The 13,723-nt window shown below is 70.1% G+C and carries 11 protein-coding genes; 10 read left to right on the top strand and 1 reads right to left on the bottom strand.

The window, feature by feature from the left end; genetic code table 11:
* Window positions 1-101: 101 nt before the first annotated feature.
* From ACGFIV_RS12630 to ACGFIV_RS12650, 5 genes are all read left to right on the top strand, one after another.
* On the top strand, window positions 102-1,712 hold the full coding sequence (locus ACGFIV_RS12630) for an ATP-binding cassette domain-containing protein (RefSeq protein WP_358551039.1): 1,611 nt from the start codon (window positions 102-104) through the stop codon (window positions 1,710-1,712).
* A 151-nt stretch (window positions 1,713-1,863) separates the two neighbouring features.
* Window positions 1,864-2,637 carry an FxLYD domain-containing protein gene (locus ACGFIV_RS12635; protein WP_358551041.1) on the top strand — a complete coding sequence of 258 codons (774 nt, stop codon included), beginning with the start codon at window positions 1,864-1,866 and terminating at the stop codon, window positions 2,635-2,637.
* Between the two features lie 86 nt (window positions 2,638-2,723).
* Complete coding sequence (locus ACGFIV_RS12640; RefSeq protein WP_392834418.1) at window positions 2,724-3,824, top strand: saccharopine dehydrogenase family protein; 1,101 nt, start codon at window positions 2,724-2,726, stop codon at window positions 3,822-3,824.
* Window positions 3,825-4,227: 403 nt separating this feature from the next.
* Window positions 4,228-5,796, top strand: a complete 1,569-nt coding sequence (locus ACGFIV_RS12645; protein WP_358551045.1) for a hypothetical protein — start codon at window positions 4,228-4,230, stop codon at window positions 5,794-5,796.
* Window positions 5,780-6,430 (top strand): hypothetical protein, encoded by a 651-nt coding sequence (locus tag ACGFIV_RS12650; protein ID WP_358551047.1) that lies wholly within the window; start codon window positions 5,780-5,782, stop codon window positions 6,428-6,430. Before ACGFIV_RS12645 ends, ACGFIV_RS12650 begins: the two co-directional genes overlap by 17 nt.
* 152 nt (window positions 6,431-6,582) lie before the next feature.
* On the opposite strand, the gene ACGFIV_RS12655 is transcribed toward ACGFIV_RS12650, so the two are convergent.
* Entirely contained in the window at window positions 6,583-7,110 is a 528-nt protein-coding gene (locus ACGFIV_RS12655) for an inorganic diphosphatase (protein WP_358551049.1), read from the bottom strand.
* 103 nt (window positions 7,111-7,213) lie between these two features.
* Between ACGFIV_RS12655 and dacB the strand changes: the two genes are divergently transcribed.
* The 5 genes from dacB to ftsH all read left to right on the top strand — a co-directional run bounded on the left by dacB (window position 7,214) and on the right by ftsH (window position 13,723).
* Entirely contained in the window at window positions 7,214-8,611 is a 1,398-nt protein-coding gene (dacB, locus tag ACGFIV_RS12660; RefSeq protein WP_392834424.1) for a D-alanyl-D-alanine carboxypeptidase/D-alanyl-D-alanine-endopeptidase, read from the top strand.
* Window positions 8,612-8,639: 28 nt separating this feature from the next.
* Window positions 8,640-9,731, top strand: coding sequence for a zinc-dependent metalloprotease (locus tag ACGFIV_RS12665; RefSeq protein ID WP_358551718.1), 1,092 nt, complete (start codon window positions 8,640-8,642; stop codon window positions 9,729-9,731).
* A gap of 144 nt (window positions 9,732-9,875) precedes the next feature.
* Window positions 9,876-10,853, top strand: a complete 978-nt coding sequence (gene tilS / locus ACGFIV_RS12670) for a tRNA lysidine(34) synthetase TilS (protein WP_358551720.1) — start codon at window positions 9,876-9,878, stop codon at window positions 10,851-10,853.
* A 15-nt stretch (window positions 10,854-10,868) separates the two neighbouring features.
* Complete coding sequence (gene hpt / locus ACGFIV_RS12675) at window positions 10,869-11,426, top strand: hypoxanthine phosphoribosyltransferase (protein ID WP_358551722.1); 558 nt, start codon at window positions 10,869-10,871, stop codon at window positions 11,424-11,426.
* A gap of 278 nt (window positions 11,427-11,704) precedes the next feature.
* Complete coding sequence (ftsH, locus tag ACGFIV_RS12680) at window positions 11,705-13,723, top strand: ATP-dependent zinc metalloprotease FtsH (RefSeq protein WP_358551724.1); 2,019 nt, start codon at window positions 11,705-11,707, stop codon at window positions 13,721-13,723.

Here is a 13,723-nt window from a genome sequence, read left to right on the forward strand (position 1 = left end):
CCCTCATCCGGGAACCGGAACGCCCGCGCCCGCCGATATCGAGATGCGTGGAACCGCCCGCGCTGGATACCCTCCGCGAGAAGGCTGGGGAGGAATCTGTCGTGGCGCATGTAGAGGTCGGCCGTCTGACGTACGTACTGCCGGATGGGCGCCCGTTGCTGAACGAGGTCTCCTTCCGCATCGGGGAAGGCGTCAAGGCGGCGCTGGTCGGGCCCAACGGAGCGGGCAAGACCACGCTGATGCGCCTGATCGCGGGCGATGCGCGGCCCGTCGAGGGCAGCGTCGCAAGCTCCGGGGGCCTCGGCATCATGCGCCAGTTCATCGGCAGCATCCGTGACGGACGCACCGTCCAGGACCTGCTCCTGTCGGTCGCCCCCGAGCGGGTGCGCGTGGCGGCGAGCAAGCTCAACGAGTCCGAGCTCGCCATGATGGAGCGCGAGGACGAGAAGACCCAGATGCGCTACGCCCAGGCGATCACCGACTACACCGACGCCGGCGGCTACGACATCGAGGTGCTCTGGGACACCTGCACGATGGCCGCCCTCGGCGCCCCCTACGACAACGTGAAGTACCGCGAGGTCAACACCCTCTCGGGCGGTGAGCAGAAGCGGCTGGTGCTGGAGGCTCTGTTCCGCGGGCCCGACCAGACCCTGCTCCTCGACGAGCCCGACAACTACCTCGACGTGCCGGGCAAGCTCTGGCTCGAACAGGCTCTCAGGGAGACCTCCAAGACCGTTCTGCTCGTCTCCCACGACCGGCAGTTGCTGGCGAACGCCGCCGACCGCATCGTCACCGTCGAGTCGGGCAACGTGTGGATCCACGGCGGCGGCTTCACCACCTACGCGGCGGCGCGCAGGGAGCGCAACGAGCGCCTCGACGAGCTGCGCCGCCGCTGGGACGAGGAGCACGCCAAGATCAAACGCCTGGTCACCATGCTCAAGCAGAAGGCCACGTACAACGACGGCATGTCCTCGGCCTACCACGCGGCCCAGACCCGCCTGAGGCGGTTCGAGGAGGCCGGGCCGCCCGAGGAGGCGCCCAAGGATCAGCTCATCAGCATGCGGCTGCGCGGGGGCCGCACGGGCAAGCGCGCGGTGATCTGCGAGGGCCTTGAGCTGACCGGTCTCATGCGGCCGTTCGACCTGGAGGTCTGGTACGGCGAGCGGATCGCGGTGCTCGGGTCCAACGGCTCGGGGAAGTCCCACTTCCTCCGCCTCATCGCGGGCGAGGAGATCCGGCACACGGGGGTGGCGCGGCTGGGGGCCCGGGTCGTTCCCGGGCACTTCGCCCAGACGCACAGCCGGCCGGAGCTCCAGGGCCGGACGCCCTGCGAGATCGTCATGTCCGAGCACGCCCGGCTGAAGAACGAGGCGATGAAGGCCCTGGCCCGCTACGAGCTGGCGGGGAGCATCGCAGAGCAGCGCTTCGAGACGCTCTCGGGCGGCCAGCAGGCCAGGTTGCAGATCCTGCTGCTGGAGCTGTCGGGGGCGACGCTGCTGCTCCTGGACGAGCCGACCGACAACCTCGACCTCGCCAGCGCGGAGGCGCTGCAGGAGGGGCTCGACCAGTTCGCGGGCACGGTGCTCGCGGTCACCCACGACCGGTGGTTCGCCGCGGACTTCGACCGTTATCTGGTCTTCGGCTCCGACGGCCGGGTGTACGAGGCGCCGGAGCCGGTGTGGGACGAGGCCCGGGTGGTTCGCGAGCGCTGACCGCGGACACACCGGCAGGAGGTGTGGAGGCGTTAAAGACCTGGTACGGCCTGCGCGTGTCGGAGGAGTCGCGTATGACGAACCGGGCTATGACGGCCTTGTGACCCAGCGTAGTCGAAACACGACAGCACTCGTACTCGGACTCGGGGTAGTGGCGGCAACGACGCTCCTGGCCGGGTGCGGCGGCGACGAGGCACGGCCCAAGCAGTCGCTCAAACCGCTCGTCATCAAGGAACAGACCTCATCGGTCAGCCAGGGCACCGGTGGCTACGTGGTGACCTGGGCGGGCGTCATCAGCAACCCGAACCGGTGGCACTTCGGCGAGAACGTCGCCGCCACCGTGGTCGGGCGGGACGCGGCCGGCAGGGAGGTCGTCCGCATGGAGCAGCCGCTGGACGCCGTGCCCCCGGCCGGGTCGCTCAAGTTCACCGGCCAGGCCATGGCCTCGGCCAAGCCGGTCGACGTGAAGGTGGCCTACAAGCCGGCGCAGTGGCGGGAGGCGGCGCGGATCCCGTCGGCGTTCGTCCCGTTCCCGGTCTCCTCGCCCAACACCGAGAAGCTGGGAAACGGCTCCTACCTCGTGACCGGCGCGGTCGGGAACCCCTACGCGAAGGCCGCGACCAGCCTCGTGGTCACCGCGCTGCTCAGGGACAAGGACGGAAAGCTCGTCGGCGGCGCCAGCACGTACGTGGACGACGTCCACGCCGGGGCTCCCCGCCGGTTCGTGCTGACCGTGGACAGCCTCAACGGCGCGGGGCCGGTGGCCCGTACGGACATCACCGCCCGCACGTGGGGATCGAGCGGCCGGCCGTACGAGGAGCTCGCCATGAGCGGCGCCGTGCCGCCCAGCATGGACAAACCGAAGACGCCTCCGTTCGCGAGGGATCGCGGGTCCCAGGCGATGCCGGTCGACCGCCGGCCGTGAGCGCCGGGCTGACGATTCCCACTTCCGGTGGCGACCGGCCCGCCCCGCTATGGATCTTGAAATCACCAGGGGGTTACGGTACTTACATGACTTCCCCCCGGATTGTCCTGTTCGGTGCGACCGGGTTCACCGGTCGGCTCACCGCCGAGGCGCTCCTGGCCCGCGGTGTCCATCCTCTGCTGGCCGGACGCGACGAGGCGAGGCTGGAGGCGCTGGCCTCCTCACTGCCGGTGGAGCTGCGGACCGCCGTCGCGGACGTGAGCCGTCCTGCGACGCTACGGCGGATCATCGAGCCCGGGAACGTGCTGATCTCCACAGTGGGGCCGTTCGCCCGCTGGGGGGAGCCCGCCGTCGAGGCCGCGATCGAGGCCGGCGGCGTCTACCTGGACTCGACCGGGGAGCCGACGTTCATCCGGCGCATCTTCCAGCGGTACGGCCCGGCCGCCGCCGCGTCGGGCGCCACGTTGCTCACGGCCTTCGGATATGACTATGTACCGGGAAACCTCGCGGCGTCGCTGGCGCTTCGGAAGGCGGGCCCAGAAGCAGTTCGCGTGGATATCGGGTATTTCATCCAGGGCAATATGGCCCGGCGGGCAAGCGCGGGGACGCGGGCGTCCGCCCTGGGAATGCTCCTCGAACCGATGTACGGCTTCCGTTATGGCCGCATTCTTCGCGAGCATGGGCGTACCCGGGCATTTATCGTGAATGGCCGCCGCAGGCATGGGCTCTCCGTGGGGGCCTCCGAGCATTTCGCCCTGCCCCGTATGTATTCGGGGCTGCGCGAGGTCAATGTCTACCTGGGCTGGCTCGGCGGGCTGACCAGGGCCGCCGGGGTGCTGTCGAGGGCGACGCCCTTCATCGCGGCGATCCCCGGCGCCAAACGGGTCACCGAGGCCGTCGCCGACCGGGTGATCCAGTCGGGGAGGGACGACTCGCCGGTGCCGAGCGGCGAGGGGGTCACGTCCCAGATCGTCGCGGAGGCCTACGACAGGGGCGGCAGGAAGCTCTCCACGGTCGAACTGCGCGGCGGCGACCCGTACGACTTCACCGCGCGCGCTCTGGCGTGGGCGGCCGTCACCGCCGCCACCGACGGCGTGGCGTCCGCGGGAGCCGTGGGGCCGGTGGAGGCCTTCGGCCTCGAAGGCCTCACGCAGGGCTGCGTGGAGGCGGGGCTGGTCGCGGCGTGACCGTGTTGCGTGGAGGCGGGACTGGTCCCGGCGTTACCGGCGGTGCGTGGAGGCGGGGCTGAGTTCGGCGGCGTGACCGGCCGGCGCCGTCCCCAGCTCCTGTCATCGCCCCTGTCATCGCCCCTGTCTCGTCATGACCGGTCATGTCAGGCGAAATGTGTATATCGAGAGACGCGCGGCTGTGTGAGAATCGGCCTGGCGGCATGGTGAATAGGCGCGAGGCCCCCGACCTGCGCTTCCTTCGCTACCCGCACTTAATGGTGATATGTCGAATTTGATGGCCATATTAGATGCCGGCGACCGCGAGCAATCTTGCTGGCTTTCATTACGATATTAATACAACGCTTGTCATTGTCCGGGAAACGGTGGAGCGAGCAGTTACCAAGCCTTTACTGTCGGTTATATGAATGACAGCGTCCTGGTCGAGGCACTCCGCGCCCGCGATCCTGGTGCCCTCGCTGCCCTCTACGACACCTATGCCGAGAGCATCTACAGATACGCCCGTGCCGTGCTCGAAAGCTCTGACAGCGCGCAGGTCGCGCTCCGCGACACCTTGATCGCGGCAGAGGCGCACGTCCACGCGCTGGCCGACCCCGAGCGGCTGCGTGTCTGGCTCTACGCACTGGCAAGAGGGGAGTGTTTCCGCAGGCTTTCGGTCATCCCGCCGGGCGACGGCGAGGAGACCGTGCCGGGCGCCCCGGTGGTGCCGGAGGCCCCGGACGGCGACCTCCGCCTGGTAGCGGTGAACGCCGTGGGGGCCCTGTCCGTCGAAGAGCGCGAGATCCTCGACCTGCTCACCCGCCACGCCATCCCCGAGCACGAGCTCGCCACCGTGCTCGGGACCACGGCCGAACGGGCCGACCACCTCCGCCAGGCCGCCGGCGAGCGCCTGCAGGACCTCGTCACCACCGAGATCGTCGCGCGGAACTCCTCGCACGACTGCGAGGGAAGGGCGCGCATCCTCGACGGGCTCTCCGGCTTCCTCGACGAGGAGACCCGCGAGCGGCTCCTCCGGCACATCGAGGACTGCGCCGTCTGCGCCCCCCATCGCGAGCGCCAGGTGTCCGCGGCCAAGGTCTTCGACCTGCTCCCGCGGGCGGAGCTGCCCGAGACCCTGCGCGTGCGCGTGATGAGCTGTTTCATCGACCCCGAGCTGGTCCCTTACCGGCGGTTCGTCGCACGTCGCACGGGGTTGCTCGATGCCGGCGGGTTTCCCGTTCACGAGACCAAAGGGCCTCGGCGCTGGCCTCAGGCTCTTGCGGGCGCTGTGGCGGCGGTCGCGATCATCGCCGCCGCCGTAGTCTTCGCCGGCGCGCTGCGCCAGGCCGACGACCCGCTCGCGCGCGGCGCGTACATCTTCCCCACGCATGGCTCACCGCCCGGCGGAGCCCAAGCCCCGGGCCCCGGCAAGACCGTGGCGCCCGTCGCCGACGGCGCGCCGGCCCTTCCCCTGCTCTCTCCCGGGGCCGCCGCACACTCTCCCGGGGCCGCGGCGCCCGTCGCCGTCCTGCGGCCCGGAGGTAAGGCCGCCATCCCGACGGCGCCGCTGCCGAAGCCACCAGGCTCCGCACCCACGCCGGTCCCGAGGCTGCCGGCGCCCTCGTCCTCTCCCACCTCGCGGCCGGCCGGAACCCCGCCCGCGGCCCCGACCATCGTGCCAACCGTGCCCACCGTTCCCGCGCCTCCCATGACGCCCCCGCCGACGCCTCCCCCGCCGCCGAGGGAGCATCCGAGCGGCGGGCCGGCGCCGACGCCCAGCCACCAGCACAACCCCGTCCCCACTCCCTGTCCTTCGTCCACCCGGCCCGCGCCGTCCCCTTCCTCCACCTCGCCGCCCGCCACCGTCGCGCCGCCCGCCACCGTCGCCCCGTCCGCGACCCCGGCGCCGAGCTTCTCTCACCGTCACGCGGGGCACAGGGTCGTGGAGGAGGCTCCCATCGAGGCCGCGGCGGCCGGTGTTCAGCGTCCGTGACGACGCGCATCTGGGCCGCAGGGTGTTCCCGCACCCGATCGCGCCCGAGCTGACCGGCCTCGTGCCCCGCATTCACCGCGCCGACTGGCCGGTGTGGCTCGATCCGGGGCCGCGCATGCTGCGCGACGTGCTGGAGCTGTGCCGCCTGCAGACGGCGCGGGGCCTGGCCGTGCTGTCCTGGCTGTCAGATGGCCAGGTCCCCGGCGACATCGCCTGGATGTGGCCGGGGCGCCGCCTCACCGGGCCCCGGCAGCACCTCATGTACGCCGCCGCCGCCGGGATCCCCGACGTCGCGCTCGGCCTGGTGGTCTCCAACTGGACCTGGGTGCTCGACACCCGGTTCGCGGGCCAGGTCACGGCCCCTTATCTCGCCGGCACCGCCTATCCCGACGACGGGTACACCGCCGCCCAGGCGACCGTGACGCTGATGCGCATCTGGGAACGGCACGCGGAGGCGCGCCCGGCGCTGGGAGCGGCCTGGGCGGCGAGCCGCACGATCGCCGACTGGTGCAAGGCGGCCGAGCTGCGCGCGGCGTACGGCCGTGAGGCGCCCGTCTTCACCTACCCCCGGGGTCCCGTCCCCCCGCCCGCCGGCGTGCGCCCGTGGATAACGCGCCTGTTCCGCCTTGCCTGATTACAGAAAGTGACAAAGGGCGTGTGCGCGATGTGACCATGGGGAAGCTGTGGATTATGTGGCGCCATGGTGCTTACTTCGGGCTTCTCAAGAGCCCGCCGCCGGCGGTCGCCGACGGCGGTTCACATGAAAGGGGACGACGCGGGCGAGGGTCAGTGCTGGCCCTTGACCGGATGTCCCTCGGCCTCTTCGGGCTCGACGTGATCGAGATGGCGCTTGATCGAGCGGTGGATCTCGATCTCGGCCTCCACCCGGCCGACCCAGTTGGCGCCCTCGACGGACTTGCCGGGCTCCAGGTCCTTGTAGACCTCGAAGAAGTGCTGGATCTCCAGCCGGTCGAACTCGGGCACGTGGTGGATGTCGCGGATGTGCTCCATGCGAGGGTCGGTGGCGGGGACGCAGAGGACCTTGTCGTCTCCGCCCTTCTCGTCGGTCATCCGGAACATCCCCACCGCGCGGCAGCTGATCAGGCAGCCGGGGAAGGTCGGTTCCTGGAGGAGCACGAGGGCGTCGAGCGGGTCGCCGTCCTCACCGAGGGTGTCCTCGATGAAGCCGTAGTCGGCGGGGTACTGCGTGGAGGTGAAAAGAAGGCGGTCCAGCCGGATCCGGCCTGTCTTGTGATCAACCTCGTACTTGTTGCGTTGTCCCTTAGGGATCTCAACGACAACGTCGAACTCCACTGCGGTTCCTCCGCTCAAGCCCCCCGGGTAGTCCCGGACGGGCGTTAATGTCTCGTAGGCGTATATCCAGGATGACGCATGCGGGAAAGAGGTCGGTGAGGTGGTGCGGCGCGAGCGCTTGGTCGCGGTGGCGACCCTCGCCCTGCTTCAGGCGTTCGTCTGCGCCATGGGCGCGTTCGTACTCGCGGGCGGGCTGGACGGCCTGACCGCCAAGCCGCCAGGCAAGGCCGCCCCGCCGACCAGGGCTCCCGTCGCCATCGTGACGGCGGGACCGGTGCTGGCGCCGCCTCCCGGTGGATCTCCCCCGGGAAAGGGTACTTTGGCCGCGCGGCTCGCCCACGCGCTCGGCGATTCCGCGCTGGGCGACAACGTCGGCGCGGTGGTCCTCGACATCGCAGGAGGCACCACGCTCTTCGGCAGCAAGGCCGACACCGGCGTCACGCCCGCCTCCACGACCAAGGTCGTGACGGCCGTCGCCGCGCTGACCTCCCTGGGCCCCGACACCCGGGTGGCCACGCGCGTCGTCCAGTCCAAGGCAGGCGCGATCACGCTGGTCGGCGGGGGCGATCCCCTGCTCACCGGGCCAAAAGCCGGTAAAGATTCCGACTATCCTCGGTCCGCCTCGCTCGTGGCGCTCGCGTCCCGTACGGCCAGGGCGCTCAAGGCCGCGGGCGTCGCCTCGGTCAGCCTCAGCTACGACGACTCGCTCTTCTCGGGCCCGCGCACCGCTCCGGGCTGGAAGCCGGGCTACGTGCCCGAGGGCAGCGTCGCCCCCGTGACCGCTCTGATGATCGACGAGGGCCGCCAGGACCCCCGGGGCTCCGCCCGCCACCCCGACCCGCCGAGGTCGGCGGCCGAGGCGTTCGGCTCCCTGCTGGCCAGGTACGGCGTCAAGGTCGGCAAGTCGATCAGGCGGGCCAAGACGGCCGCGACCGCCACGGAGATCGCCAGAGTCGAGTCACCGCCGGTGTACGCGCTCGTCGAGCACATGCTGACCTTGAGCGACAACGACGTCGCCGAGGCGCTGGCCCACCTCGTCGCGCTCAAGGAGGGCAAGCCGGGCACCTTCACCGGTGTCTCGCAGGCCGTCCAGGGGACGCTGAAGAGGCTCGGCGTGGGTGACGGCGTCACCGTCTACGACGGGAGCGGGCTGTCCACCCGCAACCGCATCACGCCCACCGCGCTCGCCCGCCTGATCGCCCTGTCGGCCTCGCCCGCCAACCCGCGCCTGCACGCCCTCATCAGCGGGTTGCCGATCGCCGGGTTCACCGGCACGCTCGGCCACCGGTACGGCAAGCAGGACACCAAGGCCGCGGCGGGAGTGGTACGGGCCAAAACGGGCACGTTGAACGGGGTGAACACCCTGACGGGTCTCGCCAGGACGGCCGACGGCCGGTTGGTGGCCTTCGCTTTCATGGCCGACAACGTGCCTGACCCGGACGGGGCTGTGGCGGCGCTCGACCGGATGGCCGCACTCGTCTCCGGGTGCGGTTGCTCATAACCGCGCCGCACGACGTACGGTGGTGAACATGCAGGTGATCGACTGGGATCTGGCCGTAACTACCGGTGTACGCCTTGTCCGACCTGGGCCGCAGGTGAGCCGGGACGAGGCCAGGCACGCTGTCACCGAGCTCAGGCGGCTGTCGCGCGAGGCCGAAGGGCACGTGCAGGAGTTCGCCCGCATCGACGGGGCCGCGTCGCCCGAGGAGGCCACTGTCGTGGACCGTCCCGGGTGGATCCGCGCCAACGTCGAAGGTTTCCGTGTCGTCCTCGAACCGCTGACCGAGCGCATGAGCTCCGGCCGCACGCAGATCCCCGCCATCGTGGGCGCGGTCGGCTCCCGCGTGACCGGCGTGGAGGTCGGCGCGGTGCTGGCCTTCCTCGCCTCGCGCGTGCTCGGGCAGTACGAGCTGTTCCTGCCGCCGGACCCCAGCGGGCGGGCGCCCACGGGGCGGCTCACGCTGGTCGCGCCCAACATCGTGCACACCGAGCGCGAGCTCGGCGTGAACCCCCGTGACTTCCGGCTCTGGGTCTGCCTCCACGAGGAGACCCACCGGGTGCAGTTCACCGGAGTGACCTGGCTTCGCGAGTACGTCCGCGCGCAGATGACCGAGTTCCTGCTCGCCTCAGACCTCGACCTCGGCACCCTGCTCGAACGCATGCGCGCCGCCTCCGACGCCGTCGCCGACGCGCTCAAGGGCGGCGAGGGCAACCTCATCGACGCGATCCAGACGCCGGAGCAGAAGGAGATCCTCGACCGGCTCACGGCCGTGATGACGCTGGTCGAGGGGCACGGCGACTACGTCATGGACGCCGTCGGGCCCTCGGTCGTGCCGTCCGTGGCCGACATCCGCTCGAAGTTCCAGCACCGCAGGGAGGGCGGCTCCCGGTTCGACAGGACCATCAGGCGCCTGCTCGGCGTCGACCTGAAGATGAAGCAGTACGCCGAGGGGTCGGCGTTCGTGCGCAAGGTCGTCGACGAGGTGGGCATCGACGGGTTCAACCGCGTCTGGGGTTCGCCCGCCACGCTGCCGAACCACGCCGAGATCCAGAATCCCGAGCAGTGGATCTCCCGCGTCGTCCGCGCGCCCGAGCTACCGGCCGCCAACGGGCAGGGCTAGCTAGCCGCCCATCCCGGCTCACGGCCGTGCCGAGGCGCTCACTCCGGGGTGGCTGGTCGGGGGTGTCCTGGCCGCGGCGGACCCGGCGCGCTCACTCTGGCGCGGCTGGTCGGCGGGGTGCCCCGGCCGCACCACACTAGGAGCATGGGACCGCATCCCGCTGTGGCGGAGATCCGACGTGCCGTACGGCTCTCGCTCGCCGACGTGCCGCAGGGCTCCCTCGTGGTGGTCGCGTGCAGCGGCGGGAGCGACTCGCTGGCGCTCGCGGCCTGCCTGGGGTTCACCGCGCCCCGGCAGGGGCTGCGCGGCGGGCTCCTGACCGTCGACCACGGCCTGCAGGAGGGCTCGCGCGAGCGCGCGCGGGAGGTGGCGGGCCTGGCCGGCCGGTTCGGCCTGGAGCCTGCCGAGGCCCTCACCGTCACGGTGGGCAGGGCCGGCGGTCCTGAGGCCGCGGCGCGCGACGCCAGGTACGAGGCGCTCTCGCTGGCCGCGGAACGGCTCGGCGCGTCGGCGGTGCTGCTGGGGCACACGCGTGACGACCAGGCCGAGACCGTGCTGCTCCGGCTCTCCCGGGGAAGCGGCACCCGTTCGCTATCCGGCATGCCCGCGTCCTCGGGGATCTACCGGCGGCCCCTGCTCGGTGTCGCCCGGCGCACCACCAGGGCCGCGTGCGAGGCGCTCGGCCTCGTGCCCTGGGACGACCCGCACAACACCGACCCGGCGTACGCCCGGGTGCGGGTGCGGCACGACGTCCTCCCGGTGCTCGAACGGGCGCTTGGGCCCGGCGTGACGGAGGCGCTCGCTCGTACGGCGGCTCTGTGCAGGGACGACGCCGACGCGCTCGACGAATGGGCCGACGAGGTGTACGCCGAGCTCAGGGAAATCGGCGCCGGGCTGACGGTCGCCGGGCTGGAGGAACTGCCCGGCGCGGTGCGGCGGCGGGTGATCCAGCGGGCGGCCCTCGCGGCGGGCGCGACGGCGTCCGCGCTGGCGGCCGTCCACATCGAACAGGTCGACCGGCTGATCACCGAATGGCGCGGCCAGCGGGTGGTGGAGTTACCCGGGGGGATCGGAGTGGTCCGGCGGTATGGCACCCTGATATTCGCCAGCACCCTCTCATGAAGGAAACAACCCCAGGTGGACGCAGCCGACATGGGCATGGACCTGGAAAAGGTCCTCATCCCCGAGGAAGAGCTTCAGGCGAAGATCAAGGAGCTCGCCGGGCAGATCGACGCGGATTACGCGGGCAAGAACCTATTGATCGTCGGAGTTCTCAAGGGTGCGGTCATGATCATGGCCGATCTGGCGCGGGCCCTGCACATCGAGGTCCAGATGGACTGGATGGCCGTCTCGTCGTACGGCGCGGGCACCAAGTCGTCGGGCGTCGTCAGAACGCTCAAGGACCTCGACACCGACATCGCCGGGCGGCATGTCCTGGTGGTCGAGGACATCATCGACTCCGGGCTGACACTGTCGTGGCTGATCCACAACCTGCAGTCGCGTGACCCCGCCTCCGTGGAGATCTGCACCCTGCTCCGCAAGCCGGAGGCCGTGAAGGTGCCGATCGATGTGAAGTACGTCGGGTTCGACATCCCCAACGAATTCGTGATCGGGTACGGGCTCGACTATGCCGAGCGCTTCCGTAACCTGCCGTTCATCGGCACTCTGGCGCGCCATGTGTACGGGGCGGAGTAAGCCCTGAGCGAAGTTTCTGATCGTCAACTGGTGCGATACAGCGTTATTCGGTCTCGTCGTGGGGAACACGGGACCGCCTGACGTACGTTGGTAGGACAAAGCCGGTGTCGCCGGGGCAGTGACCCTGCGCGGCGGCCCGGTGTACCTTCGGAGGTCTCGGAGGTGCGATCACCTCCGGGTGATCAGTAGGAGCGGTTTGGGATGCCGCTAACCCCGGGCTCGCCCGGGGCGTCAGGCCGTGTTCAGGAAGGGACGGGCCCGCAGGGGTTCCGCATCGGATGGATCTCAAGCGATTTACACGTGGGCCACTGCTGTGGATCCTGGGCATCGTCGTGCTGCTCCTTCTCGCCTCCACGTTCTGGAGCGGCAACAGCAACTATGCCCAGAAGGACACCTCGTTCGTCATCAGCCAGATCCAAAAGGGCGCTGTCGACAACGCGGTGATCGTTGACAAGGACCAGCGCATAGAGATCAAGACCGCCCAGAAGATCGGCGGCGAGGATCGCTTCTATTCGTACTGGGTCCAGGGGCAGGGCGTCGAGCTTCAGAAGCAGCTTCAGACCCAGGTCGAGGCGGGCAAGCTGCCCGGCGGATACAAGGTCACCGTGCCGACCGAGAACTTCCTCGTCGGTCTGCTGGTGAGCTTCCTCCCGATCGTCATCATCGTCCTTCTCTTCTTGTTCATCATGAACCAGATGCAGGGCGGCGGCTCCCGGGTCATGAACTTCGGGAAGTCCAAGGCGAAGCTCATCACCAAGGACACTCCCAAGACCACCTTCGCCGACGTCGCGGGCGCCGACGAGGCCATCGAGGAGCTCCAGGAGATCAAGGAGTTCCTGCAGGCCCCGGCCAAGTTCCAGGCGATCGGTGCGAAGATCCCCAAGGGCGTGCTGCTGTACGGCCCGCCCGGCACCGGCAAGACCCTGCTGGCCCGTGCGGTCGCGGGTGAGGCCGGCGTGCCGTTCTACTCGATCTCCGGTTCCGACTTCGTCGAGATGTTCGTCGGTGTCGGCGCCTCCCGAGTGCGCGACCTGTTCGAGCAGGCCAAGGCGAACGCTCCGGCGATCATCTTCATCGACGAGATCGACGCCGTCGGACGGCACCGCGGCGCGGGCCTCGGCGGCGGCCACGACGAGCGCGAGCAGACGCTGAACCAGCTCCTTGTCGAGATGGACGGCTTCGACGTCAAGGGCGGCGTGATCCTGATCGCGGCGACCAACCGGCCCGACATCCTCGACCCCGCGCTGCTGCGCCCCGGCCGGTTCGACCGCCAGGTCGTCATCGACCGGCCCGACCTGGAGGGCCGCAAGGGCATCCTCCGCGTCCACGGGCGGGGAAAGCCGTTCGCGCAGGACGTCGACCTCGACGTCATCGCCCGCCGCACGCCTGGCTTCACGGGCGCCGACCTGGCCAACGTGATCAACGAGGCGGCGCTGCTGACCGCCCGCCAGGACCAGAAGCTCATCACGATGAACACCCTTGAGGAGTCCATCGACCGCGTCATGGCGGGTCCCGAGCGCAAGAGCCGGGTCATGTCCGACCAGGAAAAGAAGATCATCGCTTACCACGAGGGCGGGCACGCCCTGGTCGCGCACGCCCTGCCCAACTCCGACCCGGTACACAAGATCACGATCCTGTCCCGTGGCCGGGCCCTCGGCTACACCATGACGCTCCCCATGGAGGACAAGTTCCTCGCCACCCGGTCCGAGATGCTCGACCAGCTGGCGATGCTGCTCGGCGGGCGCACCGCCGAGGAGCTGGTCTTCCACGAGCCCACGACGGGCGCGGCCAACGACATCGAGAAGGCCACCTCCATCGCCCGCCGCATGGTGACCGAGTACGGCATGAGCGAGCACCTCGGAGCCCGCAAGTTCGGCACCGGCAACAGCGAGGTCTTCCTCGGCCGTGACATGGGCCACGAGCGCGACTACTCCGAGAAGATCGCTTCGACGATCGACGAGGAGGTCCGCCGCCTGATCGAGGCCGGCCACGACCAGGCCTGGGAGATCCTCGTCCAGTACCGCGACGTGCTAGACAACCTCGTGCTCGAGCTCATGGAGAAGGAGACCCTCTCCCGCCAGCAGGTCGTCGAGATCTTCGCTCCCGTGGTCGTCAGGGAGAAGCGTCCGTCGTACTCCGGGTACGGCAAGCGGCTTCCCTCCGACCGGCCGCCGATCCTCACGCCCAAGGAGGTCGCGGGCAACGGCAACGGCACCGCGCTTCCCGTCGGCAACCAGGCGGCTCCCGGGTCCCTGCTGCACAACGACCATCACCCGGCGCCTCAGGACGAGGCCTGA

Source organism: Sphaerisporangium sp. NPDC049003 (assembly GCF_043197795.1).
Classification (GTDB): domain Bacteria; phylum Actinomycetota; class Actinomycetes; order Streptosporangiales; family Streptosporangiaceae; genus Sphaerisporangium.